Below are 23543 nucleotides of genomic sequence, written 5' to 3'. Positions count from 1 at the left end.
AGAGGGTCAGCGCAGGCCGCGTTGACTATCGTCCAGCTCACGGATGTATTTGAAGATTTTTCGGCTGGAGGCCGGTGGCTTGCTTTGCGCCAGTTCGTGCTGGGCCTGACGGATCAGGGAGCGCAATTGTTGGCGATCGGCATCCGGGTACTCGATGACGAACTTCTCCAGTACCGCGTCATCGCCAGCGATCAGGCGATCACGCCAGCGTTCCAGGTTATGGAAGCGCTCGTTGTACTGGCGAGTGGAGGCATCGAGTTGATCGAGCAACGTCAGAATGGCGTCAGTGTCCTGGTCGCGCATCAGTTTGCCGATGAACATGAGGTGCCGTTTACGCGCGATATTCGCGGTGTGCTTGGGCGCATCGTTCAGAGCCCGGCGCAGGGCGTCGGTCAATGGCAGTTTTGCACACAAGTCAGGCTTGAGTGTTGTAAGGCGCTCGCCGAGGTCAACCAGAGCATGCAGCTCGCGTTTGACCTGAGATTTGCTTTTCTCCCCATCGAGGGAGTCGTCGTAAGAATCAACCATGGTGGCAGTCCGCAAAGAAACGCCGCCATGATAACCAGTCGGGGGCCGCTTGTCCGGCCCGGTCGCTAGAAGGCCTTAACCGAAAGCAGAATTTGAGTGGAGAAAACCATGAGTGCAGCCCAAAGCGTCGGTCCGCAAGCGTTACCGGCACTGCAGGAACAAGTCGAGCAGATCATTGCCGAGGCCAAGCGCCAGGGGGCCAGTGCCTGTGAAGTGGCGGTGTCCCTGGAGCAGGGGTTGTCGACTTCGGTGCGCCAGCGGGAAGTGGAAACCGTCGAATTCAACCGCGACCAGGGGTTTGGCATCACCTTGTACGTGGGCCAGCGCAAGGGCTCGGCCAGCACTTCTGCCAGCGGCCCGGAAGCGATTCGCGAAACCGTTGCAGCAGCGCTGGCGATTGCCAAGCACACCTCCGAAGATGAAAGCTCCGGCCTGGCTGATGCAGCCCTGATGGCTCGGGACTTGAAGGATTTTGACCTGTTCCATGCCTGGGACATCACCCCGGAACAGGCTATTGAACAGGCTTTGACCTGTGAAGCGGCGGCATTCGATGCCGACAGCCGGATCAAGAACGCCGATGGCACCACCTTGAGTACTCATCAGGGTTGCCGCGTATACGGCAACAGCCACGGTTTTATCGGCGGTTATGCCTCGACGCGTCACAGCCTGAGTTGCGTGATGATCGCCGAAGCCAACGGCCAGATGCAGCGTGATTACTGGTACGACGTGAACCGCCAGGGCGAATTGCTGATGGACCCGGTACTCATCGGCCAGCGTGCCGCGCAGCGTGCTGCCAGCCGCCTGGGCGCGCGCCCGGTGCCGACCTGTGAAGTGCCGGTGTTGTTCTCGGCGGAACTGGCCGGTGGTTTGTTCGGCAGTTTCCTTGGGGCGATTTCCGGCGGCAACCTGTACCGCAAGTCGTCGTTCCTGGAAGGTGCGATTGGCCAGAAGCTGTTCCCGGAATGGCTGACCATCGATGAGCGCCCGCACCTGATGCGCGCCATGGGCAGTTCGTCGTTTGACGGTGATGGCCTGGCCACCTATGCCAAGCCGTTCGTCGAGAACGGTGAGCTGGTGTCCTATGTGCTGGGCACCTACGCCGGTCGCAAACTCGGCCTGCCAAGCACCGCCAACTCCGGTGGCGTACACAACCTGTTCATCACCCATGGCGATGAAGACCAGGCGGCGCTGTTGCGGCGCATGGGCCGTGGCTTGCTGGTCACCGAGTTGATGGGCCATGGCCTGAATATGGTCACGGGTGATTACTCCCGTGGTGCGGCGGGTTTCTGGGTGGAAAACGGCGAAATCCAGTTCGCCGTGCAGGAAGTGACCATCGCGGGCAACATGCGTGACATGTTCAAGCAGATTGTCGCGGTGGGTAATGACCTGGAACTGCGCAGCAACATCCGCACCGGTTCGGTGTTGATCGAAAAGATGACCGTCGCCGGCAGCTAGTCCGCCCACAGACGCCATAAAGAAGGCGCGCCACCCATTGGGTGGCGCGCCTTTTTTTGTGCCTGGAATTCCGAGTGATTCCCTCAGGCTCTTGTTTTGATTCTCAATATCATTTAATAATAAATATCATTACCGAATGAGTGTGGATCATGAGTTCTGTCCTGCATGAGGATCCCTACCTGGAAAGCTGGCGTTGGATGAGTCGTCAGATTCGTTGCGGCCTTGCTCCCGACGAGCCCCGCCTGATCGAACATTATCTGGCCGAAGGCCGGTACCTCGCCTGTTGCACTGCGACCCACCCGTGGACCATCGGCGAAACCTCATTCCGCCTGCTGCTGGACACCGCCTCCGACATCGCCTTGCCCTGGCACTGGCGGTCCATGTGCCTGGACCAGGCCTGGCGCCCGTTGCGCGACCTAGAAAAACTTTCCCACTGTGCCTGCCGCCTCAAGCGCTGGCAGACCTTTGCCTGGCAATTGGCGACCTGCGAATTGCTGCCTTCCATTTCTGTTTCTGACCTGGTGCAAGGATCTTCCGATGAGTAACACCCGTATCGAACGCGACAGCATGGGCGAACTGCAAGTGCCCGCCGAAGCCTTGTATAGCGCACAAACCCAGCGTGCGGTGAACAACTTTCCCATCAGCCACCAGCGCATGCCGGCGCAGTTCATTCGTGCGTTGATCCTGGCCAAGGCTGCCGCTGCTAAAGCCAACGTCGAGCTGAAACAACTGAGCGAAGCCCAGGGCAAGGCCATCGTTGATGCCGCCCAAGGCTTGCTGGAAGGCGATTTCATGCAGCATTTCCCGGTGGATATCTTCCAGACCGGTTCCGGCACCAGCTCCAACATGAACGCCAACGAAGTGATTGCGACCCTCGCCAGCCGCTTGCTGGGCGAGCCGGTCAACCCTAACGATCACGTCAACTGCGGCCAGAGCAGCAATGACATCATCCCGACCACCATTCACGTCAGCGCGGCACTGGTGCTGCACGAACAGACCCTGCCGGCGCTGCTGCACCTGGTCCAGGTGATCGAGCACAAGGCCGAGGAGGTGCACCGTTTCGTCAAGACCGGTCGGACGCATCTGATGGACGCCATGCCGGTGCGCATGAGCCAGGTGCTCAATGGCTGGGCGCAGCAGCTCAAGGCCAATATCGGTCATCTGCAAGACCTGCTGCCGAGTTTGCAGGCGCTGGCCCAGGGTGGCACTGCAGTCGGCACCGGGATCAATGCGCATCCGGAGTTTGCAGCGCGCTTCAGCCAGCAACTGAGCAGCCTGACCCACGTCCAGTTCACCCCAGGCAAGAACCTGTTCGCGCTGATCGGCTCCCAGGACACGGCCGTCGCGGTCTCCGGGCAGCTCAAGACCACCGCCGTGTCCCTGATGAAAATCGCCAACGACCTGCGCTGGATGAACTCCGGCCCATTGGCGGGCCTTGGTGAAATCGAGCTGGAAGGCCTGCAGCCGGGCTCTTCGATCATGCCCGGCAAGGTCAACCCGGTGATCCCGGAAGCCACCGCCATGGTTGCCGCACAAGTCATCGGCAACGACACGGTGATTACCATCGCCGGCCAGTCCGGCAACTTCGAACTCAACGTGATGCTGCCGATCATTGCCCAGAACCTGCTCGGCAGCCTGGAGTTGCTGGCCAACTCCAGCCGACTGCTGGCCGACAAGGCCATCGCCAGCTTCAAGGTCAACGAAGCCAAGCTCAAGGAAGCGCTGTCGCGCAATCCGATCCTGGTGACCGCACTCAACCCGATCATCGGTTACCAAAAGGCCGCCGAAATCGCCAAGAAGGCCTATCAACAAGGCCGTCCGGTGATTGAGGTGGCGCTCGAACATACCGACTTGCCCCGCAGCCAACTGGAAATCCTGCTGGATCCGGAAAAGCTCACGGCCGGCGGCGTGTAATCACCGACCCTGCTTTGGAGGCTCACCATGGAGCACTGGAAACGCACGATCGAACGGGCCAATCGCTGCTTTATGGCGGGCGAGCTGGTAGATGCCCGCGAGGCCTACCTGCAAGCCCTGGCCCTGGCTCAAGTGTTGTTTGAGCGCTGGGCGGATGCCGACGAAGCGGTGGCGGCTTGCGTCATTTCCCATCACAACCTGGCCGACCTGCACTTGCGCCTGAACCAGCCGGAAGAAAGCGCGGAATACCTCTGCGCCATTCACCAGCGCCTGTTGCAGACCATGCAAGACACCCGTCTTAACCCGCTATTGCGGGAAGCGGCCCTGCGTCAGAGCAGCAAGACCTACGTCGAACTGCTGAATTTCATCAGCGATCACGGTGAGTACCCACGTACCCACCGCCTGCTGGGCAGCAACGTGGCGCCATCGGATGCGTCGACCCGCAACAGCCCTTTTTATGGAGCTCATTGATATGTCCTACACCTTGCCGGCCTTGCCTTACGCCTACGATGCCCTTGAACCGCATATCGACGCACAAACCATGGAGATCCATTACACCAAGCACCACCAGACCTACATCAACAACCTCAACGCAGCCGTCGAAGGCACCGAGTTTGCCGCTTGGCCGGTGGAGAAACTGGTGTCCAGCGTCCAGCAACTGCCGGAAAAACTCCGGGCGGCGGTGATCAACCAGGGCGGCGGCCACGCCAACCACTCGTTGTTCTGGGCTGTCATGTCGCCCAAGGGCGGCGGCAAGCCAGACGGCGCGCTGGGTGACGCCATCGACGAGCAGTTGGGCGGTTTCGACGCCTTCAAAGAGGCCTTCACCAAAGCTGCCTTGACCCGTTTCGGCAGCGGCTGGGCGTGGTTGAGCGTGACGCCGCAAAAGACCCTGGTGGTGGAAAGCAGCGGCAACCAGGACAGCCCGTTGATGAACGGCAATACGCCAATCCTCGGCCTGGACGTCTGGGAACACGCTTATTACCTGCTGTACCAGAACCGTCGTCCGGAATACATCAATGCGTTCTACAGCGTCATCAACTGGCCGGAAGTTGCCGGCCGCTACCAGGCTGCGCTGGGCTGAAACTCCTCTATAACAAGATCTAAGGCCGACTATGGGCACTGAAACACTGGCGATCAGCAGCGTGCGAATGTTTCGTTATGCGTTTGGCTCGCTGCTGCTATTGGCAGGAACTGCATTGCTGGTGGCCCAAGGGCTGGCCTGGCTTGACCTGGAACCGCGCATCCTGCGTGCCTTGCAGGGCGGGGCCATCTGCGCGCTCGGCACCGCCCTGGGTGCCGTGCCGGTACTGGTGATCCGCCGGATGCCATTGGCGGTGAGCGACACGCTGCTCGGCTTCGGTGCCGGGGTGATGTTGGCCGCTACGGCGTTTTCGCTGATCGTGCCGGGTATTGCGGCTGCCCAAAGCCTGGGGCTGACGCCATGGGGCGCCAGTGGATTGATCAGTTTCGGCATCATGCTGGGCGCGTTCGGGCTGTATCTGGTGGATCGCAAGGTCTCCGGCGCGAGCCCGGAAATGCTGGTGGGCAGTCCGGATCATCCGGTGATACCGCCGCGTATCTGGCTGTTTGTGTTCGCCATCATTGCCCACAACATTCCCGAAGGCATGGCCGTGGGTGTCTCGGCAGGCGGCGGCATGCCGGATGCCGACAGCCTCGCCATGGGTATTGCCTTGCAGGATGTGCCGGAGGGACTGGTGATTGCGTTGGTGCTGGCCGGGGCAGGGATGTCGCGGGTCAAGGCGTTCCTGATCGGCGCAGCGTCAGGGCTGGTGGAGCCGGTGTTTGCGGTGCTGTGTGCCTGGCTGGTGAGCCTGGCTCAGGTGCTGTTGCCGCTGGGGCTGGCGCTGGCCGCCGGGGCAATGCTGCTGGTGGTGACTCACGAAGTCATTCCCGAGTCGCGGCGCAATGGCCATGACAAGCTCGCCAGCCTGGGGCTGTGTATCGGGTTTTGCTTGATGATGGTGATGGATACGGCGTTGGGCTGAGGCTGTCGCGCTTCTACAAGAAGCGCTTGCGGTAGTCGCTGGGGGTAACGCCCAGGCGGCGAACGAAGGCGCGCCGGAACCCATCAACATTGGCATAGCCGACCTGATCGGCCAGGCGTTTGAGCGAGACATTCGAGCCTTCGATCAGCCGCCGTGCCTGGTCGATACGTGCCAGCTCCACGAACTCGGCAGGGGTGAATCCACCCTCGGCCTTGAATACCCGGGCAAAGTTGCGTTCGCTCATGTCAGCGCGTTGGGCCAGCAATGCCACGCTCAGGTCTGCGGCCAGGTTGTCGACGATATAGGTCTGTATCTGGCGAATGTTCGTGCGCTCTGCGGTCTGTGCCGCCAGTTGGGCGCTGAACTGTGACTGGCCGCCCGGCCGTTTGAAGTACATCACCATTTCCCTGGCCACACTGAGCGCCAAATCCCGGCCGTGGTCCTCCTCGACTAACGCGAGCGCCAGATCCATACCGGCCGTCACACCGGCGGAGGTGTACAGGTTACCGTCGCGGATAAAAATGCTGTCCGGTTCGACCACGGCATCGGGGTATTGCCTGGCCAGCAATGCACTGGAATTCCAGTGCGTGGTGACGCGTCGCCCGACCAGCAAGCCAGCAGCCCCCAGCACAAAAGCGCCACTGCAAACCGAGCCTATCCGCCGCACGCGCGTGGCCTGGTAGCACACCCAGTCCCGCAGGTGGGCGTCGTGTGCCACATCATTCACGCTGGGGCTTCCTGCGATCAGCAGCGTATCGATAGCCCCCTTGAACGTCTCGATGGAGTCATCCGTGGCCAGGCGAAGCCCATTGGTTCCCTTGATCTGCCCGGCGACGGTACCGATGACCGAGATCCGGTATGCACGGGAATTGCCCAATTGCCTGGCCGCTTCAGCGAACACATCGGCAGGGCCCACGACATCCAGCATTTGCACGCGGGGAAATGCCAGGAGGGCAATTCGCATGGTGTCGGTCTCCGTAGTGGAAATGGCTGAAATCGTCGTTAAGCGACACTATAGGACAGAGGGGAGGTAGGCGACACTGTCCGTCACGTGCTTTATCGTCAACCGGAGACCCGCATGAGCATCTGTAACGCGCCACTTCCCCCCTTCGCTGTCGAATCGAGCGAGCGGTCGGGGTCCATCAAGAACCTTCCCATCAATTTGTTTGGCGCCGTGATGGGGTTGGCCGGCCTGAGCCTGGCCTGGCAGTCCGCCAGTGAATATGTGGCTTACGCGCAAATGATCGGAGCGGTCATTGGTGGGTTTGCCATTCTGGTGTTTATCGCACTGGTGGCGGGGTATCTCACCAAATGGGTTAAATACCCTGCGGCGGTCAAAGCCGAGTTCAATCACCCGATATCAGGAAATTTCTTTGGCACGGTGACGATCGCGTTGCTGCTGCTGTCGGCAGTCGTAGGTTCAGCTAGCACCCTGATCAGCCAGGGGCTTTGGATGTTGGGTAGCCTGCTGACCATGATCCTGGCGGCAATTGTGCTCTCGCGACTGTTGTCCGGTAATCAGGAGTCGCAATATGCGGTGCCTGCCTGGCTGATCCCGGGGGTGGCGGCGCTCGACATCGCGGTGACAGGTGCCCACATGCCCATGGCGTGGGCATACGAGTTCAATCTGTTCGCGATGGCGGTAGGGAGTGTGATTGCGCTGGTGTTCTTCACGCGAATTTTTTCACGTCTGGTTCACGAGCCGGTGATGGCCAAAGGTATGACACCTTCGCTGATGATACTTATCGCCCCCTTTGAAGTCGGCTTTCTGGCTTACACCAACTTCTTTGGCAGCGTCGACTACTTTGCCAGCGTGCTCTTCTACTTTGGCCTGTTCCTGTTTGGGGTGCTGGCATTCAAAGTATTCCGTCAGGCCGCGCCTTTTTCTCCTGCCTGGTGGGCAATCAGCTTTCCGATTGCGGCATTGAGCAACGCTGCGTTGAAATATGCCGATGCCAAAGGAGGCGTGATCCTGGAAGCGATTGCCTATCTGATCCTGGCTTTCCTGACGATCGCCCTGGCCGTACTGACGGTCAAGACGTTGAAGATTCTGTTCAACGGCAAACTGCTGTCCAACTGACGCAGGGGAGGGGCGATTACCTACTCGCCCTCATCAAAGAAATTATTGATCAACGCTACCAGGGCATCCATCGCTTCCTGCTCTTGCTCGCCTTCGGTCTTCAAATGAATCTTCGTGCCCTTGCCCGCAGCCAGCATCATCATGGCCATGATGCTTTTGCCGTCGACCATGGATTCCGGGGTGCGCCCGGCGCGGATCTGGCAAGGGAACTGCCCGGCGACGCCGACGAACTTGGCCGAGGCCCGGGCGTGCAGGCCCAGCTTGTTGATGATTTCAATTTCCAGAGCGGGCATCGCGGGGGTGTTCCTTTCAGCTGAGGTCGCGGTGGCGAACCTGGACGTTCTTGAGGGTTTGTTGCAGCACCTTGCCCAGGCGTTCGGTCAGGTAGACGGATCGGTGGTGGCCGCCGGTGCAGCCAATGGCGATGGTGACATAAGCCCGATTGCTGGCCGCAAAACGCGGCAGCCATTTGAGCAGGTAGCTGGAGATGTCCTGGTACATTTCCTCGACATCCGGTTGCGCCGCCAGGTACTCGGCCACAGGTTGGTCCAGCCCCGACTGATCGCGCAGTTCCGGCTTCCAGTACGGGTTGGGCAGGCAGCGCACATCGAACACCAGGTCGGCATCTACCGGCATGCCGCGCTTGAAACCGAACGACTCGACAAGGAACGCCGTGCCCGGCTCCGGCTGGTTCAGCAGACGCAGCTTGATCGCATCCCGCAGTTGATACAGGTTCAGGCTGGTGGTGTTGATCTTGAGGTCGGCCAGGTCAATGATCGGCCCCAGCAGTTTGGTCTCGTCCTCGATGGCTTCGGCCAGGGAGCGATGAGGGCTGCTCAACGGGTGGCGGCGACGGGTTTCGGAGAAGCGCTTGAGCAGGGTCTCTTCGTCGGCGTCCAGGTACAGCACATCGCAATGGATATGCTTGGCCCGCACTTCTTCGAGCAGTTCAGGAAAGCGTGTGAGGTGGCTGGGCAGGTTGCGGGCGTCGATCGACACGGCGACCAGCGGTTGCGCCAGCTCGGTATGAATCAGCGCGCGTTCCGCCAGTTCCGGTAGCAGGCCGGCGGGCAGGTTGTCGATGCAATAGAAGCCGTTGTCCTCGAGAACATTGAGGGCCGTGCTTTTACCTGAGCCGGAACGGCCGCTGACGATGATCAAACGCATGATTAATGCCCGTTTTGTTCATCCAGGACAACCTGGTAGAGCGCCTCATTGCTTGAGGCACTACGCAGTTTGTCGCGTACGTCCTTGCGGTCGAGCATGCTGGCGATCTGCCGAAGCAGCTCCAGGTGCGCATCGGTGGCAGCTTGCGGGACCAGCAGCACGAACAGCAGGTCGACCGGCGCGCCGTCGATGGCGTCGAAATCGATAGGGGCGTCCAGGTGCAGCAGGGCGCTGACTGGAGACTCACAACCTTGCAGGCGGCAGTGAGGAATGGCGATGCCGTTGCCAAAGCCGGTGGAGCCGAGCTTTTCACGGGCGATCAGGGCCTCGTACACAGCTTGCGTATCCAGTTCGGGCACTTCGCGGCCGATCAGGTTGGCAATTTGTTCTAGGGCGCGCTTTTTACTGCCGCCCGGCACGTTCACGAGGGAACGGCCGGGGGTCAGGATGGTTTCAAGTCGGATCATGGGTGGGGAGTGTTAGCGGCCAGTGCCTTGAAGAAGGCTCTGCTGCTTTTCCTTATGCTTTTTAAGTTGGCGGTCAAGCTTGTCTGTGAGCAAGTCGATTGATGCATACATGTCTTCATGTTCGGCATTGGCGACCACTTCGCCACCGGGTATCTGAAGTGTCGCTTCGATTTTCTGCTGAAGCTTGTCGACCTTCATGATGACCTGAACGTTGGTGATCTTGTCGAAATGGCCCTCAAGCTTCTTCAGCTTCAGCTCGACGTATTCGCGCAATGGAGGGGTGACTTCTACATGGTGTCCACTGATGTTGACTTGCATACAGCTTCTCCTTCGTTGCCAGTGCATAAAGCGGCGGGTAGGAATACCCGCCACTGGAACGCTATGGCCCGCCCGTCACATCAAACGCTTACGCTCGCTGGAAGGCGCGATCCCTAGGGACTCGCGGTACTTGGCGACGGTTCGACGGGCGACCTGAATGCCTTGTGCCTCCAGTAAACCAGCGATCTTGCTGTCACTCAACGGCTTTTTCTGATTTTCCGCGGCAACCAGTTTTTTGATGATCGCGCGGATCGCCGTGGACGAGCATTCGCCGCCTTCGGAGGTGCTGACGTGGCTGGAGAAAAAGTATTTCAGCTCATATATACCCCGTGGGGTATGCATGAATTTTTGCGTGGTCACCCGGGAAATCGTTGATTCGTGCATGCCCACCGCCTCGGCGATATCGTGCAGTACCAGCGGCTTCATCGCTTCATCGCCGTATTCCAGGAAGCCGCGCTGGTGCTCGACGATCTGGGTGGCGACTTTCATCAGGGTTTCGTTGCGGCTTTGCAGGCTCTTGATGAACCAGCGGGCTTCCTGCAGTTGGTTACGCATGAAGGTGTTATCGGCGCTGGTGTCGGCGCGGCGCACAAAACCTGCGTATTGCGGATTGACCCGCAGGCGCGGCACCGATTCCTGGTTCAGCTCCACCAGCCAGCGTTCGTTGTCCTTGCGCACAATCACGTCGGGCACGACATATTCGGCTTCGCTGGACTCGATCTGCGAGCCCGGGCGTGGGTTGAGGCTCTGCACCAGCTCGATGATCTGGCGCAGGTCATCTTCCTTGAGCTTCATGCGGCGCATCAACTGGCTGTAGTCGCGGCTGCCCAGCAGGTCGATATAGTCGGTGACCAGGCGCTGCGCTTCGCTCAGCCAAGGCGTCTTGGCCGGCAATTGGCGCAGTTGCAGCAGCAGGCACTCGCTGAGGTTGCGGGCGCCGATGCCGGCCGGCTCGAATTGCTGGATGCGGTGCAGGACGGCTTCGATTTCGTCCAGTTCGATGTCCAGTTCCGGGTCGAACGCCTCGAGGATCTCCTCCAGGGTCTCGTCCAGGTAGCCCTGGTTGTTGATGCAATCGATCAGGGTCACGGCGATCAGGCGATCGGTATCGGACATCGGTGCCAGGTTCAGCTGCCAGAGCAAATGGCTTTGCAGGCTCTCGCCGGCTGATGTGCGGGTGGTGAAGTCCCACTCGTCGTCATCGTTGCTGGGCAGGCTGCTGGCGCTGGTCTGGTAGACGTCTTCCCAGGCGGTATCCACGGGAAGTTCGTTGGGAATGCGTTCGTTCCATTCGCCTTCCTCAAGGTTATCCACCGTGGGGGCGGTTTCCTGGTAGGAGGGTTCCTGTACGTCGGGGTTGGGCTTTTGCTCGATGTTGTCGGCCAGCGGGTCTGCATTATCGAAGTCGTCGCCTTCTTCCTGGCGTTCGAGCATCGGATTGGACTCCAGGGCCTCCTGGATTTCCTGTTGCAGGTCCAGGGTCGACAATTGGAGCAGGCGGATGGCCTGTTGCAGCTGCGGTGTCATCGTCAGCTGCTGGCCCATTCTCAGGACTAGCGATGGTTTCATGGCAGGGGCTTAACACCTTATTCGCCGGCGCAATGCGCCATCCACGACAGGGCGCGTGAGCGCCAAACATAAGCAAATTATATGCCTGATATCGGGGGCTTTGCCTAGAGCGCGGTAACAATAAAAATACTGAGGTTTTTATTGACTACCGCGCTCCATGGCGAATGGCCTGATACCACCGTGTTTACAGGCGGAACTCGTGACCCAGATACACTTCCTTGACCAGTTCGTTGGCCAGGATAGTGGCAGAGTCACCTTCGGCAATCAGCTGTCCATCGTTGACGATGTAGGCGGTTTCGCAGATATCGAGTGTCTCACGGACGTTGTGGTCGGTGATCAATACACCGATGCCCTTGGCCTTGAGATGATGGATGATCTGCTTGATGTCGCCGACCGAGATCGGGTCGACACCGGCGAAAGGTTCGTCCAGCAGGATGAACTTGGGCGCCGTGGCCAGCGCGCGGGCGATTTCCACACGACGACGCTCGCCGCCGGAAAGGCTCATGCCGAGGTTGTCGCGAATGTGGTTGATGTGGAATTCCTGCAGCAGGCTTTCCAGCTCTTTCTTGCGCCCGGCGCGGTCGAGTTCCTTGCGGGTCTCGAGGATGGCCATGATGTTGTCGGAAACCGACAGTTTGCGGAAGATCGATGCTTCCTGGGGAAGATAGCCGATACCCGCTTGCGCACGGCCGTGCATAGGCTGGTGGCTCACGTCCAGGTCGTCGATCAGGACGCGGCCTTGATCGGCCTGCACCAGGCCGACGATCATGTAGAAGCAGGTGGTCTTGCCGGCACCGTTGGGGCCGAGCAAGCCGACGATCTGGCCGCTGTCGATCGACAGGCTGACGTCACGCACGACTTGACGGCTTTTATAAGCCTTGGCCAGATGCTGGGCTTTCAGGGTTGCCATTAATTCGCCTTCTTCGCGTCGGGTTTCGGCGCCGGCTGGGCTGCGCCCGGTTTCTGCTTCGGCTGGATAACCATGTCGATACGCGGCTTCGGCGTGCTGATTTTCGAGCCGGTAGCACGGCCGGCCTGGGCGATCTGCTTCACCGTGTCGTAGACGATTTTTTCGCCGTCGGTGGTGTTGCCGTCATTGATGACCCGGGCCTGGTCGATCAGCACGATGCGGTTTTGCTGGGCGTGGTACTGGATCGTCTTGCCATAGCCTTTGACCGGCGTAGGGTCGCCCACTTTCTGCAGTTGTTCGAAATACGCCAGGTTGCCCACCGAAGTGACCACGTCGATATCGCCTGCCGGGGTACGAGTCAGTGTCACGGTGTTACCCGTCACTTTCATCGAGCCCTGGGTGATGATCACGCTGCCCGTGTAGGTCGCGATACCTTGCTTGTCATCCAGCTGCGCATCGTCAGCCTGAATGTGGATCGGTTGCTGGCTATCGTTCGGCAGAGCCCAGGCGCTCACGCTTCCCAGTGCTGCGCCCAGGCCGAGCAAAATAGGGAGGGTTTTAACGAGCCTCATACTGTCCTCTTACGTTCGATAGCAGGTGTATCCTGCTTTCTTTCAAATACGCTTTCATTCCCTTGCCAGTCGATACACCGCCAGCGCCGTCAATTCTAACGTCTTGCTCGGTCTGCGCATATTGCTTCTGTGGGAATACGGTCATGCGACTGCTGGTAATAATGGTGTCGCGGTTCTTGGCGTCAGTGCGGGCTACCCGCACCGAGTCAATCAGTTCCACTTGGGTGCCGTCCGGGTTGACCTCGCCACGCTCGCTGGTGACGTGCCAAGGAAATTCGGCGCCGCGGTACAGGTTCATGTCCGGCTTGGTCAGCAAAGTGACCTCGGATGCCTTCAAGTGTTCGACCTTGTCGGAGGTCATTTCATACTGGACCTTGCCATCGAGCAGGTACTGGATGCTGTGGGCGTTGATGGCGTAATAGTCGATAGCACTCTCGTCAACCTGTGCAACCGGCTTGTCGAGGAAGCGCTCCGGGCTGATATTCCAGTAGCCGACCGCGAGGAAAACCGCGGCGATGACTGCAAGTATCAGGAAATTGCGAATCTTTTTACTCAGCATAAAACGCTCTATAGGTAGGCGGCGTGGGCCGCTTCAAGGCTGCCTTGGGCGCGCAGAATCAACTCGCAGAACTCGCGGGCGGCGCCTTCGCCGCCGCGGGCGGTGGTTACACCATGGGCGTGTTCGCGAACGAACGCCGCCGCATTGGCCACGGCCATGCCCAGGCCGACCCGGCGAATCACCGGCAGGTCGGGTAAATCGTCACCCAGGTACGCAACCTGCTCATAGCTTAGGTTGAGTTGGCCAAGAAGCTCGTCCAGAACCACCAGTTTATCCTCGCGGCCCTGATACAGGTGAGGAATACCCAGGTTTTGTGCGCGGCGTTCCACAACCGGGGTCTTGCGACCGCTGATGATGCCGGTTTGCACGCCCGCCGCCATCAGCATCTTGATGCCCTGGCCGTCGAGGGTGTTGAACGTCTTGAATTCGCTGCCGTCTTCCAGAAAGTACAGGCGGCCATCCGTCAGCACGCCGTCGACGTCGAAAATCGCCAGCTTGATGTGCTTGCCCCGTTGCAACAGGTCGGTGGTCATTTACATCACTCCCGCACGCAGCAAGTCGTGCATGTTCAGGGCGCCAACCGGACGGTCGTCGCTGTCGACCACCACCAGCGCCAGGATCTTGTGGTCTTCCATGATCTTCAGTGCTTCGGCCGCGAGCATGTCAGGGCGTGCGGTCTTGCCGTGAGGCGTCATGACTTCGTCGATGGTGGCGGTCTGGATGTCGAGGTTGCGGTCCAGGGTGCGGCGCAGGTCGCCGTCGGTGAAGACCCCGGCCAGCCGCCCGTCGGACTCCAGGATTACGGTCATGCCCAGGCGCTTGAGGGTCATTTCCATCAAGGCATCTTTCAGCAAGGTGCCGCGTGGCACCTGTGGCAGCTCGTCGCCGGCGTGCATGACGTTTTCCACTTTCAGCAGCAGGCGACGGCCAAGGGCGCCGCCCGGGTGGGAAAACGCGAAGTCTTCGGCGGTAAACCCGCGGGCTTCCAGCAATGCCACGGCCAGCGCATCGCCCATGACCAGGGCGGCGGTGGTGGAGGAGGTCGGTGCCAGGTTCAGCGGGCAGGCCTCGTGGGCAACGTGCACGTTCAAATTCACTTCGGCGGCTTTTGCCAGCGTCGAGTCCGGGTTGCCGGTCACGCTGATCAGCTGGATACCCAGGCGCTTGATCAGCGGCAGCAGGGTCACGATTTCGTTGGTGGTGCCGGAGTTGGACAGTGCCAGGATGATGTCGTCCCGGGTGATCATGCCCATGTCGCCGTGGCTGGCTTCGGCCGGATGCACGAAGAACGCGGTGGTCCCGGTGCTCGCCAGGGTGGCGGCGATCTTGTTGCCGACATGCCCGGATTTGCCCATGCCGACCACCACTACGCGGCCCTTGCTGGCCAGAATCATCTCGCAGGCGCGTACGAAATCCGCGTCGATATGGGCCAGCAAGCCTTCTACGGCTTCAAGCTCGAGGCGGATGGTGCGTTGTGCGGATTGAATAAGGTCGCTGGATTGGCTCATGTCTGAAATCGTATAGCCTGACGAAAAGTCGGCGATTATAACGGTAATGATCAATTCCCTCACACAAGTTCGTCAGGCTTTATTCAATCCACCTGTGGTTGAGATTGAACCTCAGCCAGGATTTTTTAGCTGTCCTGTTTCTGAACAAGCTCTGTTCCGGCCTTGGGGGCGCTGTACCAGCAGTGATATAGTTCGCGGCCAGTTCGGTCCGCACGGCCTTTTTGTCTATTCGGCGCAAGCATTTGTCGAAAACAAAGTGTCTGAGTGAAAGGCTGCATCCCAAGGAGTTTAGATGAGTGCCGATAACGCCTACGCGGTCGAGCTGAAGGGCCTTTCCTTCAAGCGCGGTACGCGCAGCATCTTCAATAATGTGGATATTCGCATTCCCCGCGGCAAAGTCACGGGCATCATGGGGCCTTCCGGCTGCGGCAAGACTACGCTGCTGCGCCTGATGGGCATGCAATTGCGCCCCTCCGCCGGTGAAGTCTGGGTCAATGGCCAGAACCTGCCGACCCTTTCGCGCAGTGACCTGTTCGATGCCCGCAAACACATGGGCGTCCTGTTCCAGAGCGGTGCGTTGTTTACCGATCTCGATGTTTTCGAAAACGTGGCGTTCCCGCTGCGGGTGCATACACAGCTGTCCGATGAAATGATTCGTGACATTGTGTTGCTGAAATTGCAGGCCGTCGGGCTGCGCGGTGCTATCGATTTGATGCCCGACGAGTTGTCCGGAGGCATGAAGCGTCGTGTCGCCCTGGCGCGTGCCATCGCCCTCGACCCGCAGATTCTCATGTACGACGAGCCTTTCGTTGGCCAGGACCCGATTGCCATGGGGGTGCTGGTACGCCTGATCCGCCTGCTCAATGATGCGTTGGGTATCACCAGTATCGTGGTTTCCCACGACCTGGCCGAGACCGCGAGCATTGCCGACTACCTATATGTAGTGGGCGATGGCCAGGTGCTGGGGCAGGGCACGCCTGAAGAACTGATGAACGCAGACAACCCGCGCATTCGCCAATTCATGACCGGCGATCCCGATGGCCCGGTGCCTTTTCACTTTCCGGCAGCGGACTACCGCTCAGATCTTCTGGGGAAGCGCTGATGCGCAAGACATCATTACTCGAAAAGGTTCGCCTTTTCGGTCGCTCCGGCATCGATATCATTGGTGTGCTGGGGCGTTCGACGATTTTCCTGTTTCATGCCTTGCTCGGCCGCGGCGGTATTGGCGGCGGTTTCGGCCTGCTGATCAAGCAATTGCACTCCGTGGGCGTGATGTCCCTGGTGATCATCGTGGTCTCCGGGGTGTTCATCGGCATGGTGCTGGCGCTGCAAGGCTTCAATATCCTCTCCAGCTACGGGTCCGAGCAGGCTGTTGGGCAGATGGTTGCCCTGACGCTGTTGCGTGAGTTGGGCCCGGTGGTGACCGCTCTCCTGTTTGCCGGGCGTGCCGGTTCGGCGCTGACGGCCGAAATCGGCAACATGAAGGCCACCGAACAGCTGTCCAGCCTGGAAATGATCGGTGTCGATCCGCTTAAGTACATTGTTGCCCCGCGCCTGTGGGCCGGCTTCATTTCCCTGCCACTGCTGGCGATGGTGTTCAGCGTGGTGGGAATCTGGGGCGGTTCCTGGGTCGCGGTTGACTGGCTGGGGGTCTACGACGGCTCCTACTGGGGCAATATGCAAAACAGCGTGACCTTCAGCGGCGACGTGCTCAACGGCATCATTAAAAGCATCGTCTTCGCCTTTGTAGTGACCTGGATCGCCGTATTCCAAGGCTATGACTGTGAGCCCACCTCAGAAGGGATCAGTCGCGCCACCACCAAGACCGTTGTGTACGCCTCGCTGGCGGTACTGGGCCTTGACTTCATTTTGACCGCCTTGATGTTTGGAGATTTCTGATGCAAAACCGCACTGTGGAAATCGGTGTCGGCCTTTTCTTGCTGGCTGGCATCCTGGCTTTACTGTTGCTCGCCCTGCGAGTCAGCGGCCTATCGGCCAGCCCCACCGCCGATACTTATAAACTTTACGCCTACTTCGACAATATCGCCGGTTTGACTGTCAGAGCTAAAGTGACCATGGCGGGTGTAACCATCGGCAAGGTCACGGCAATCGATCTGGACCGCGACAGCTTCACCGGCCGTGTGACCATGCAGGTGGACAAGAAGGTAGATAACCTGCCGACTGACTCCACTGCGTCTATCCTCACCGCTGGCCTGCTGGGCGAGAAGTACATCGGCATCAGCGTCGGCGGGGAATCTGCCCTGCTCAAGGATGGTTCGACCATTCATGACACACAGTCGTCGTTGGTGCTGGAGGACTTGATCGGTAAATTCCTGCTCAATACCGTCAATAAAGACGCCAAATGAGGAATGTGTTCATGATCTCTACTTTGCGACGTGGCCTGTTGGTACTGCTCGCGGCACTGCCGTTGATGGCTAACGCCGCTGCCGGCGGTTCTGCGCATGACCTGGTGCAGGACACCACCAACAAGATGTTGGCTGACCTGAGTGCCAACAAGGAAAAGTACAAGCAGGACCCGAGTCAGTTCTATAACGCGCTGAACACGATTGTCGGGCCTGTTGTTGATGCTGAAGGTATTTCCAAAAGCATCATGACCGTCAAGTACTCGCGCAAGGCTACGCCTGCGCAGATGCAGACATTCCAGGAAAACTTCAAGAAGGGCTTGTTCCAGTTCTACGGCAACGCCCTGCTGGAGTACAACAACCAGGGGATTACCGTCGCCCCTGCCGGGGATGAGTCGGGTGACCGCACCAGCGTCAACATGAGTGTCAAGGGCAACAACGGCGCGGTCTACCCTGTGCAGTACACGCTCGAGAAGGTCAACGGCGAGTGGAAACTGCGTAACGTGATCATCAACGGCATCAACATTGGCAAGCTGTTCCGTGACCAGTTCGCGGATGCCATGCAGCGCAATGGCAACGACCTGGACAAAACCATCAACGGTTGGGCCGGTGAAGTGGCCAAGGCCAAGGAAGAAACCGACAAAGCTGCCGGGAAGCCTGCCCAATGACCGAGTCGGCCATTCGCCTTGGCGAGTCCGGTGAGCTGTTGCTCAGCGGCGTGCTGGATTACAGCACTGGACCCGCCCTGCGCAAGCAGGGCCAGGCGCTGATCAATGCCAGTACCGCTCCTGCGCTGGTGCTGGATTGCTCGGCGGTGGTGAAGTCCAGCAGCGTCGGCTTGTCGTTGCTGCTGTGTTTCATGCGCGATGCGCAGGCCGTCAAAAAGCCGGTGAGCATTCGTGCATTGCCCGAAGACATGCGTGAAATCGCTGAGGTTTCCGGTCTGACCGAGCTGTTGGCGCATCCTTAATACACATTATTAAAGAAGCCCCCCGTCAGAGTCCTGCTATGCGGGGTTCGCAGGCGCGGGGCTTTTTTGTATGATGTGCGACCCGCGCGCACTGGGCGCCCATAGAGGTTGATCATGCAGGCCCTAGAAGTTAAAAGCTTCCTTGAAGGAAAGCTGCCCGAAACTAATGTTGAAGTTGAGGGCGAAGGCTGCAATTTCCAGCTGAACGTGATTAGCGATGAACTGGCGGCATTGAGCCCGGTCAAGCGTCAGCAGCAGATCTATGCCCATTTGAACCCGTGGATCACCGATGGCAGCATCCATGCGGTCACTATGAAATTTTTCAGCCGCGCGGCCTGGGCCGAGCGCACCTGAGCCCCCAAGGCGTCGAGATTCTTATGGATAAATTGATTATTACCGGCGGTGCTCGTCTTGATGGCGAGATCCGTATTTCCGGGGCGAAGAACTCCGCCCTGCCGATCCTGGCAGCGACCTTGCTGTGCGATGGCCCGGTTACCGTGGCCAACCTGCCGCACCTGCATGACATCACCACCATGATCGAGTTGTTCGGTCGCATGGGCATCGAGCCGGTGATCGACGAGAAACTCAGCGTCGAAATCGACCCGCGCACCATCAAGACCCTGATCGCACCGTACGAGCTGGTGAAAACCATGCGCGCCTCGATCCTGGTACTGGGCCCGATGGTTGCCCGGTTCGGCGAAGCCGAAGTCGCACTGCCTGGCGGTTGCGCCATCGGTTCGCGTCCGGTGGACCTGCACATCCGTGGCCTCGAAGCCATGGGTGCAACCATTGACGTCGAAGGCGGCTACATCAAGGCCAAGGCGCCGGAAGGCGGCCTGCGTGGCGCAAACTTCTTCTTTGATACCGTCAGTGTGACCGGTACCGAGAACATCATGATGGCCGCTGCCCTGGCCAATGGCCGCAGCGTGCTGCAAAACGCCGCGCGCGAGCCGGAAGTGGTCGACCTGGCCAACTTCCTGATCGCCATGGGTGCCAACATCACCGGCGCCGGCACCGACACCATCACCATTGATGGCGTGAAACGCCTGCATTCGGCTACCTACAAGGTGATGCCGGACCGCATCGAGACCGGTACCTACCTGGTCGCGGCTGCCGTCACCGGTGGCCGTGTCAAGGTCAAGGACACTGATCCGACCATCCTCGAAGCCGTCCTGGAAAAACTCAAGGAAGCCGGCGCCGAGATCACCACCGGTGAAGACTGGATCGAGCTGAACATGCATGGCAAGCGGCCAAAAGCCGTTAACGTGCGTACCGCTCCGTACCCGGCGTTCCCGACCGACATGCAGGCGCAATTCATTTCCCTGAACGCGATTGCCGAAGGCACCGGTGCCGTGATCGAGACCATCTTCGAAAACCGCTTCATGCACGTGTACGAGCTGCACCGCATGGGCGCCAAGATCCAGGTCGAAGGCAACACCGCCATCGTGACCGGCATCGAGAAGCTCAAGGGCGCGCCAGTGATGGCTACCGACCTGCGTGCCTCCGCCAGCCTGGTGATCTCGGCGTTGTGCGCTGACGGCGACACCCTCATCGACCGCATCTACCACATAGACCGTGGTTACGAGTGCATCGAAGAGAAGCTGCAGATGCTCGGCGCGAAAATCCGCCGCGTACCGGGCTAGTTCCAGGAACTGCAAACACGTTCATTGTGGCGAGGGAGCTTGCTCCCGCTGGACTGCGCAGCAGTCCCAGTCTTTTTAAACAAAGATCAGGGCCGCTTCGCGCCCCAGCGGGAGCAAGCTCCCTCGCCACATGACGATGTATGCTGTTAGCTGATTTGTTTCAAGTCGAGGCTGTAATGGCCTCGATCTGTGTCTGGCGCCGATTGCGACCGGACAGCAATAGCCTGATGAAGGACTGACGTTTCCCATGTTGACCATCGCACTGTCCAAGGGCCGCATCCTTGACGACACTTTGCCGCTTCTGGCTGAAGCGGGCATCGTGCCGACCGAGAATCCGGACAAAAGCCGCAAGCTGATCATCCCCACGACCCAGGACGACGTTCGCCTGCTGATCGTGCGTGCCACCGATGTGCCAACTTACGTTGAACATGGCGCGGCCGACCTCGGCGTCGCTGGCAAAGACGTGTTGATGGAATATGGCGGCCAGGGCCTGTACGAGCCGCTGGACCTGCGTATTGCCCTGTGCAAGCTGATGACCGCCGGCCGTGTCGGTGACGTCGAGCCTAAAGGCCGCCTGCGGGTGGCGACCAAGTTCGTCAACGTTGCCAAGCGTTACTACGCCGAGCAAGGCCGCCAGGTCGATATCATCAAGCTCTACGGCTCCATGGAGCTGGCACCGCTGATCGGCCTGGCCGACAAGATCATCGACGTGGTCGACACCGGTAACACCCTGCGCGCCAACGGCCTGGAGCCCCAGGACTTTATCGCCGACATCAGCTCCCGGCTGATCGTCAACAAAGCTTCGATGAAAATGCAGCACGCCCGTATCCAGGCGTTGATCGACACCCTGCGCAAGGCAGTGGAGTCTCGACACCGCGGTTGACTCACCCGCGCGGCCCCAAGCCGCGCCCGTCTATCCGCCTCATAGCCAGAATTCTCAGGTGCCCAAGCGGATCGACTGCTAACTTTCGGCGCCTGAGCATTTTTGCCATTCCTATGAGGCCCTCGCTATGACCACGTCCACTGCAATTGCCCGACTCAACGCTGCCGACCCGGATTTCGCCCATCATCTGGATCATCTGCTGAGCTGGGAAAGCGTGTCCGACGATTCGGTCAACCAGCGGGTGCTCGACATCATCAAGGCCGTGCGCGAGCGCGGTGACGCGGCGCTGGTTGATTTTACCCGGCAGTTCGATGGCCTGGACGTCGCCTCCATGGCCGACCTGATCCTGCCCCGCGAACGCCTGGAGCTGGCGCTGACCCGCATCACCGCGCCCCAGCGCGAAGCCCTGGAAGTGGCGGCCGCGCGGGTGCGCAGCTACCACGAGAAACAGAAACAGGATTCCTGGAGCTACACCGAGGCCGACGGCACCGTACTGGGCCAGAAGGTCACGCCGCTGGACCGTGCTGGCCTGTACGTACCGGGCGGCAAAGCGTCGTACCCGTCCTCGGTACTGATGAACGCGATTCCGGCCAAGGTGGCCGGCGTGACCGAAGTGGTCATGGTGGTGCCTACGCCGCGCGGCGAAATCAACGAACTGGTGCTGGCAGCGGCCTGCATCGCGGGTGTTGATCGGGTTTTCACCATCGGCGGCGCCCAAGCGGTAGCGGCCCTGGCCTACGGCACCGAAAGCGTGCCGAAGGTCGACAAGGTGGTTGGCCCGGGCAACATCTACGTGGCCACGGCCAAGCGCCATGTATTTGGCCAGGTCGGCATCGACATGATCGCCGGCCCTTCGGAAATCCTCGTGGTGTGTGACGGCCAGACCGACCCGGACTGGATCGCCATGGACCTGTTCTCCCAGGCCGAGCACGACGAAGACGCCCAGGCGATCCTGGTCAGCCCGGACGCCGAATTCCTGGACAAGGTCGCCGCCAGCATCGCGAAGCTGCTGCCGACCATGGAGCGCGCCGAGATCATCGAGAAGTCGATCAATGGCCGTGGCGCCCTGATCCTGGTCCGCGACATGGAGCAGGCCATCGAAGTGGCCAACCGCATCGCCCCGGAACACCTGGAGTTGTCCGTCGCCGACCCACAAGCCTGGTTGCCGCTGATTCGCCACGCCGGCGCGATCTTCATGGGCCGCCACACCAGCGAAGCCCTGGGCGACTACTGCGCAGGTCCCAACCACGTGCTGCCCACGTCGGGCACTGCGCGGTTCTCCTCGCCGCTGGGCGTGTATGACTTCCAGAAGCGCTCGTCGATCATCTTCTGCTCGCCAGAGGGCGCGTCGGAGTTGGGCAAGACCGCTTCCGTGCTGGCCCGTGGCGAGTCGCTGACCGCCCACGCCCGCAGCGCCGAATACCGCATCGTTGACGATAAGCAGGGGAACTGAAACATGAGCAAATTCTGGAGCCCGCTCGTCAAGGAGCTCGTGCCTTACGTGCCCGGTGAGCAACCGAAGCTGACCAAGCTGGTAAAACTCAACACCAATGAAAACCCCTACGGCCCATCGCCCAAGGCGCTGGCTGCCATGCAGGCCGAGCTGAACGACAATCTGCGTTTGTACCCGGACCCCAACAGCGACCTGCTCAAGCAGGCGGTGGCCAAGTACTACGGGATCGACGCGGGCAAGGTGTTCCTCGGCAACGGCTCCGATGAAGTCCTGGCGCACATCTTCCACGGTTTGTTCCAGCACGACCTGCCGCTGCTGTTCCCGGACATCAGCTACAGCTTCTACCCGGTGTACTGCGGCCTGTACCGCATTGCCTTCGACGCAGTGCCGCTGGATGAACAGTTCCAGATCCGCGTGTCGGACTACGCCAGGCCCAACGGCGGGATCATCTTCCCGAACCCGAACGCGCCGACCGGTTGCGTGATGGCGCTGGACGCCGTGGAGCAAATCCTCAAGGCCAGCCCGGACTCGGTGGTGGTGGTCGATGAAGCCTATATCGACTTCGGCGGCGAGACCGCCATCAGCCTGGTGGACCGTTACCCGAACCTGCTGGTGACCCAGACCCTCTCCAAGTCGCGCTCCCTGGCCGGTTTGCGGGTGGGCCTGGCCGTGGGCCACCCGGACCTGATCGAGGCGCTGGAGCGGGTCAAGAACAGCTTCAACTCCTACCCGCTGGACCGTCTGGCGATTGTCGGCGCGGCCGCCGCTTTTGAAGACCGCGAATACTTCCGGAACACCTGCAAGTTGGTGATCGATAGCCGTGAAAAGCTGGTGGCGCAACTGCAGGCCAAGGGGTTTGAAGTACTGCCGTCGGCGGCCAACTTCATCTTTGCCCGGCATCCAGGGCACGACGCTGCCGGGCTGGCGGCCAAGGTGCGGGAGCAGGGGGTGATTGTGCGGCACTTCAAGCAGGAGCGGATTGCCCAGTTCCTGCGGATCAGTATTGGCACGCCTGAGCAGAACCAGGCGCTTATCGATGCGTTGGGCGAGCTGTAAGCCACACTGAAACTCAAAAAAATGTGGGAGCGGGCTTGCTCGCGAATGCGGTGGTTCAGTCACTGATGTGCTGAATGACACACTGCATTCGCGAGCAAGCCCGCTCCCACACTGGTTTT

At 60.0% G+C, this 23543-nt stretch carries 29 protein-coding genes; 17 read left to right on the top strand and 12 right to left on the bottom strand.

Translation table 11 applies throughout. The features are described from left to right. Window positions 1-6: 6 nt before the first annotated feature. Window positions 7-528 carry a ribosome biogenesis factor YjgA gene (gene yjgA, locus C0058_RS27485; RefSeq protein WP_003216092.1) on the bottom strand — a complete coding sequence of 174 codons (522 nt, stop codon included), beginning with the start codon at window positions 526-528 and terminating at the stop codon, window positions 7-9. Window positions 529-636: 108 nt separating this feature from the next. On the opposite strand from yjgA, the gene pmbA reads away from it, so the two are divergent. From pmbA to C0058_RS27455, 6 genes are all read left to right on the top strand, one after another. Next, the gene (gene pmbA, locus C0058_RS27480) at window positions 637-1983 is read left to right on the top strand and encodes a metalloprotease PmbA (RefSeq protein ID WP_003216094.1); all 1347 of its coding nucleotides are present in this window, start codon (window positions 637-639) and stop codon (window positions 1981-1983) included. Between the two features lie 149 nt (window positions 1984-2132). Continuing rightward, window positions 2133-2528 carry a FagA protein gene (locus tag C0058_RS27475; RefSeq protein WP_102369905.1) on the top strand — a complete coding sequence of 132 codons (396 nt, stop codon included), beginning with the start codon at window positions 2133-2135 and terminating at the stop codon, window positions 2526-2528. Then, window positions 2521-3897 (top strand): lyase family protein, encoded by a 1377-nt coding sequence (locus C0058_RS27470; RefSeq protein WP_102369904.1) that lies wholly within the window; start codon window positions 2521-2523, stop codon window positions 3895-3897. Before C0058_RS27475 ends, C0058_RS27470 begins: the two co-directional genes overlap by 8 nt. A 27-nt stretch (window positions 3898-3924) precedes the next feature. Next, window positions 3925-4368, top strand: a complete 444-nt coding sequence (locus C0058_RS27465) for a hypothetical protein (RefSeq protein ID WP_003216099.1) — start codon at window positions 3925-3927, stop codon at window positions 4366-4368. 1 nt (window position 4369) lies between these two features. Beyond that, window positions 4370-4981: a superoxide dismutase gene (locus C0058_RS27460; RefSeq protein WP_008434313.1), complete on the top strand. Its 612-nt coding sequence runs from the start codon at window positions 4370-4372 to the stop codon at window positions 4979-4981. A gap of 31 nt (window positions 4982-5012) precedes the next feature. Next, complete coding sequence (locus C0058_RS27455; RefSeq protein ID WP_087692866.1) at window positions 5013-5906, top strand: ZIP family metal transporter; 894 nt, start codon at window positions 5013-5015, stop codon at window positions 5904-5906. Between the two features lie 13 nt (window positions 5907-5919). On the opposite strand, the gene C0058_RS27450 is transcribed toward C0058_RS27455, so the two are convergent. Next, window positions 5920-6870, bottom strand: a complete 951-nt coding sequence (locus C0058_RS27450; protein ID WP_102369903.1) for a GlxA family transcriptional regulator — start codon at window positions 6868-6870, stop codon at window positions 5920-5922. Between the two features lie 114 nt (window positions 6871-6984). Here C0058_RS27450 and C0058_RS27445 point away from each other — a divergent pair, with 114 nt between their 5' ends. Beyond that, the gene (locus C0058_RS27445; protein WP_102369902.1) at window positions 6985-7986 is read left to right on the top strand and encodes an SLAC1 anion channel family protein; all 1002 of its coding nucleotides are present in this window, start codon (window positions 6985-6987) and stop codon (window positions 7984-7986) included. Between the two features lie 20 nt (window positions 7987-8006). On the opposite strand, the gene C0058_RS27440 is transcribed toward C0058_RS27445, so the two are convergent. From C0058_RS27440 to C0058_RS27395, 10 genes are all read right to left on the bottom strand, one after another. Next, window positions 8007-8279 carry an HPr family phosphocarrier protein gene (locus C0058_RS27440; protein ID WP_003216108.1) on the bottom strand — a complete coding sequence of 91 codons (273 nt, stop codon included), beginning with the start codon at window positions 8277-8279 and terminating at the stop codon, window positions 8007-8009. A 16-nt stretch (window positions 8280-8295) separates the two neighbouring features. After that, window positions 8296-9153 (bottom strand): RNase adapter RapZ, encoded by an 858-nt coding sequence (gene rapZ, locus C0058_RS27435; RefSeq protein ID WP_003216111.1) that lies wholly within the window; start codon window positions 9151-9153, stop codon window positions 8296-8298. Between the two features lie 2 nt (window positions 9154-9155). Continuing rightward, the gene (gene ptsN / locus C0058_RS27430) at window positions 9156-9620 is read right to left on the bottom strand and encodes a PTS IIA-like nitrogen regulatory protein PtsN (protein WP_003216114.1); all 465 of its coding nucleotides are present in this window, start codon (window positions 9618-9620) and stop codon (window positions 9156-9158) included. A gap of 12 nt (window positions 9621-9632) precedes the next feature. Continuing rightward, complete coding sequence (gene hpf, locus C0058_RS27425; protein ID WP_003216115.1) at window positions 9633-9938, bottom strand: ribosome hibernation-promoting factor, HPF/YfiA family; 306 nt, start codon at window positions 9936-9938, stop codon at window positions 9633-9635. Window positions 9939-10013: 75 nt separating this feature from the next. Beyond that, entirely contained in the window at window positions 10014-11507 is a 1494-nt protein-coding gene (locus C0058_RS27420; protein WP_003216117.1) for an RNA polymerase factor sigma-54, read from the bottom strand. A gap of 184 nt (window positions 11508-11691) precedes the next feature. Next, window positions 11692-12417: an LPS export ABC transporter ATP-binding protein gene (gene lptB, locus C0058_RS27415; RefSeq protein ID WP_003216119.1), complete on the bottom strand. Its 726-nt coding sequence runs from the start codon at window positions 12415-12417 to the stop codon at window positions 11692-11694. Beyond that, window positions 12417-12989 (bottom strand): lipopolysaccharide transport periplasmic protein LptA, encoded by a 573-nt coding sequence (gene lptA / locus C0058_RS27410; protein WP_023659193.1) that lies wholly within the window; start codon window positions 12987-12989, stop codon window positions 12417-12419. The genes lptB and lptA overlap by 1 nt, the downstream gene beginning before the upstream one ends. Further along, window positions 12976-13548: an LPS export ABC transporter periplasmic protein LptC gene (gene lptC, locus C0058_RS27405; protein ID WP_102369901.1), complete on the bottom strand. Its 573-nt coding sequence runs from the start codon at window positions 13546-13548 to the stop codon at window positions 12976-12978. Before lptC ends, lptA begins: the two co-directional genes overlap by 14 nt. An 8-nt stretch (window positions 13549-13556) precedes the next feature. Beyond that, window positions 13557-14081 (bottom strand): HAD family hydrolase, encoded by a 525-nt coding sequence (locus C0058_RS27400; protein WP_087692862.1) that lies wholly within the window; start codon window positions 14079-14081, stop codon window positions 13557-13559. Further along, window positions 14082-15056 (bottom strand): KpsF/GutQ family sugar-phosphate isomerase, encoded by a 975-nt coding sequence (locus tag C0058_RS27395; protein WP_003216126.1) that lies wholly within the window; start codon window positions 15054-15056, stop codon window positions 14082-14084. A 292-nt stretch (window positions 15057-15348) separates the two neighbouring features. Between C0058_RS27395 and C0058_RS27390 the strand changes: the two genes are divergently transcribed. The 10 genes from C0058_RS27390 to hisC all read left to right on the top strand — a co-directional run bounded on the left by C0058_RS27390 (window position 15349) and on the right by hisC (window position 23424). Next, on the top strand, window positions 15349-16158 hold the full coding sequence (locus C0058_RS27390) for an ATP-binding cassette domain-containing protein (RefSeq protein WP_003216128.1): 810 nt from the start codon (window positions 15349-15351) through the stop codon (window positions 16156-16158). Beyond that, entirely contained in the window at window positions 16158-16955 is a 798-nt protein-coding gene (mlaE, locus tag C0058_RS27385; RefSeq protein ID WP_003216131.1) for a lipid asymmetry maintenance ABC transporter permease subunit MlaE, read from the top strand. Before C0058_RS27390 ends, mlaE begins: the two co-directional genes overlap by 1 nt. Continuing rightward, the gene (gene mlaD / locus C0058_RS27380) at window positions 16955-17422 is read left to right on the top strand and encodes an outer membrane lipid asymmetry maintenance protein MlaD (RefSeq protein WP_003216133.1); all 468 of its coding nucleotides are present in this window, start codon (window positions 16955-16957) and stop codon (window positions 17420-17422) included. Before mlaE ends, mlaD begins: the two co-directional genes overlap by 1 nt. 11 nt (window positions 17423-17433) lie before the next feature. After that, window positions 17434-18087: a phospholipid-binding protein MlaC gene (locus C0058_RS27375; RefSeq protein ID WP_003216135.1), complete on the top strand. Its 654-nt coding sequence runs from the start codon at window positions 17434-17436 to the stop codon at window positions 18085-18087. Further along, window positions 18084-18389 (top strand): lipid asymmetry maintenance protein MlaB, encoded by a 306-nt coding sequence (locus tag C0058_RS27370; protein WP_003216137.1) that lies wholly within the window; start codon window positions 18084-18086, stop codon window positions 18387-18389. Before C0058_RS27375 ends, C0058_RS27370 begins: the two co-directional genes overlap by 4 nt. Window positions 18390-18503: 114 nt before the next feature. Then, window positions 18504-18743: a BolA family protein gene (locus C0058_RS27365; protein WP_008434291.1), complete on the top strand. Its 240-nt coding sequence runs from the start codon at window positions 18504-18506 to the stop codon at window positions 18741-18743. 23 nt (window positions 18744-18766) lie between these two features. Next, window positions 18767-20032, top strand: a complete 1266-nt coding sequence (murA, locus tag C0058_RS27360) for a UDP-N-acetylglucosamine 1-carboxyvinyltransferase (RefSeq protein ID WP_003216140.1) — start codon at window positions 18767-18769, stop codon at window positions 20030-20032. 247 nt (window positions 20033-20279) lie between these two features. Beyond that, window positions 20280-20915, top strand: a complete 636-nt coding sequence (gene hisG / locus C0058_RS27350; RefSeq protein ID WP_003188599.1) for an ATP phosphoribosyltransferase — start codon at window positions 20280-20282, stop codon at window positions 20913-20915. A 127-nt stretch (window positions 20916-21042) separates the two neighbouring features. After that, complete coding sequence (hisD, locus tag C0058_RS27345; protein WP_008434283.1) at window positions 21043-22368, top strand: histidinol dehydrogenase; 1326 nt, start codon at window positions 21043-21045, stop codon at window positions 22366-22368. Window positions 22369-22371: 3 nt separating this feature from the next. Then, complete coding sequence (gene hisC / locus C0058_RS27340; protein WP_102369899.1) at window positions 22372-23424, top strand: histidinol-phosphate transaminase; 1053 nt, start codon at window positions 22372-22374, stop codon at window positions 23422-23424. The last annotated feature ends 119 nt before the right edge of the window (window positions 23425-23543 follow it).

The organism is Pseudomonas sp. NC02 (genome assembly GCF_002874965.1).
GTDB lineage: Bacteria > Pseudomonadota > Gammaproteobacteria > Pseudomonadales > Pseudomonadaceae > Aquipseudomonas.
This window is presented reverse-complemented; position numbering and strand designations above follow the sequence as displayed.

Coding starts and splice junctions, on each gene's coding strand:
- C0058_RS27470 (WP_102369904.1), top strand. CDS start 2,521: ATGAGTAACACCCGTATCGAACGCGACAGCATGGGCGAACTGCAAGTG.
- C0058_RS27400 (WP_087692862.1), bottom strand. CDS start 14,081: ATGACCACCGACCTGTTGCAACGGGGCAAGCACATCAAGCTGGCGATT.
- C0058_RS27460 (WP_008434313.1), top strand. CDS start 4,370: ATGTCCTACACCTTGCCGGCCTTGCCTTACGCCTACGATGCCCTTGAA.
- lptC (WP_102369901.1), bottom strand. CDS start 13,548: ATGCTGAGTAAAAAGATTCGCAATTTCCTGATACTTGCAGTCATCGCC.
- mlaE (WP_003216131.1), top strand. CDS start 16,158: ATGCGCAAGACATCATTACTCGAAAAGGTTCGCCTTTTCGGTCGCTCC.
- yjgA (WP_003216092.1), bottom strand. CDS start 528: ATGGTTGATTCTTACGACGACTCCCTCGATGGGGAGAAAAGCAAATCT.
- rapZ (WP_003216111.1), bottom strand. CDS start 9,153: ATGCGTTTGATCATCGTCAGCGGCCGTTCCGGCTCAGGTAAAAGCACG.
- murA (WP_003216140.1), top strand. CDS start 18,767: ATGGATAAATTGATTATTACCGGCGGTGCTCGTCTTGATGGCGAGATC.
- C0058_RS27370 (WP_003216137.1), top strand. CDS start 18,084: ATGACCGAGTCGGCCATTCGCCTTGGCGAGTCCGGTGAGCTGTTGCTC.
- pmbA (WP_003216094.1), top strand. CDS start 637: ATGAGTGCAGCCCAAAGCGTCGGTCCGCAAGCGTTACCGGCACTGCAG.
- lptB (WP_003216119.1), bottom strand. CDS start 12,417: ATGGCAACCCTGAAAGCCCAGCATCTGGCCAAGGCTTATAAAAGCCGT.
- C0058_RS27420 (WP_003216117.1), bottom strand. CDS start 11,507: ATGAAACCATCGCTAGTCCTGAGAATGGGCCAGCAGCTGACGATGACA.
- mlaD (WP_003216133.1), top strand. CDS start 16,955: ATGCAAAACCGCACTGTGGAAATCGGTGTCGGCCTTTTCTTGCTGGCT.
- C0058_RS27455 (WP_087692866.1), top strand. CDS start 5,013: ATGGGCACTGAAACACTGGCGATCAGCAGCGTGCGAATGTTTCGTTAT.
- lptA (WP_023659193.1), bottom strand. CDS start 12,989: ATGAGGCTCGTTAAAACCCTCCCTATTTTGCTCGGCCTGGGCGCAGCA.
- C0058_RS27365 (WP_008434291.1), top strand. CDS start 18,504: ATGCAGGCCCTAGAAGTTAAAAGCTTCCTTGAAGGAAAGCTGCCCGAA.
- C0058_RS27395 (WP_003216126.1), bottom strand. CDS start 15,056: ATGAGCCAATCCAGCGACCTTATTCAATCCGCACAACGCACCATCCGC.
- hpf (WP_003216115.1), bottom strand. CDS start 9,938: ATGCAAGTCAACATCAGTGGACACCATGTAGAAGTCACCCCTCCATTG.
- C0058_RS27445 (WP_102369902.1), top strand. CDS start 6,985: ATGAGCATCTGTAACGCGCCACTTCCCCCCTTCGCTGTCGAATCGAGC.
- hisD (WP_008434283.1), top strand. CDS start 21,043: ATGACCACGTCCACTGCAATTGCCCGACTCAACGCTGCCGACCCGGAT.
- hisC (WP_102369899.1), top strand. CDS start 22,372: ATGAGCAAATTCTGGAGCCCGCTCGTCAAGGAGCTCGTGCCTTACGTG.
- C0058_RS27375 (WP_003216135.1), top strand. CDS start 17,434: ATGATCTCTACTTTGCGACGTGGCCTGTTGGTACTGCTCGCGGCACTG.
- C0058_RS27440 (WP_003216108.1), bottom strand. CDS start 8,279: ATGCCCGCTCTGGAAATTGAAATCATCAACAAGCTGGGCCTGCACGCC.
- C0058_RS27390 (WP_003216128.1), top strand. CDS start 15,349: ATGAGTGCCGATAACGCCTACGCGGTCGAGCTGAAGGGCCTTTCCTTC.
- C0058_RS27450 (WP_102369903.1), bottom strand. CDS start 6,870: ATGCGAATTGCCCTCCTGGCATTTCCCCGCGTGCAAATGCTGGATGTC.
- C0058_RS27465 (WP_003216099.1), top strand. CDS start 3,925: ATGGAGCACTGGAAACGCACGATCGAACGGGCCAATCGCTGCTTTATG.
- ptsN (WP_003216114.1), bottom strand. CDS start 9,620: ATGATCCGACTTGAAACCATCCTGACCCCCGGCCGTTCCCTCGTGAAC.
- hisG (WP_003188599.1), top strand. CDS start 20,280: ATGTTGACCATCGCACTGTCCAAGGGCCGCATCCTTGACGACACTTTG.
- C0058_RS27475 (WP_102369905.1), top strand. CDS start 2,133: ATGAGTTCTGTCCTGCATGAGGATCCCTACCTGGAAAGCTGGCGTTGG.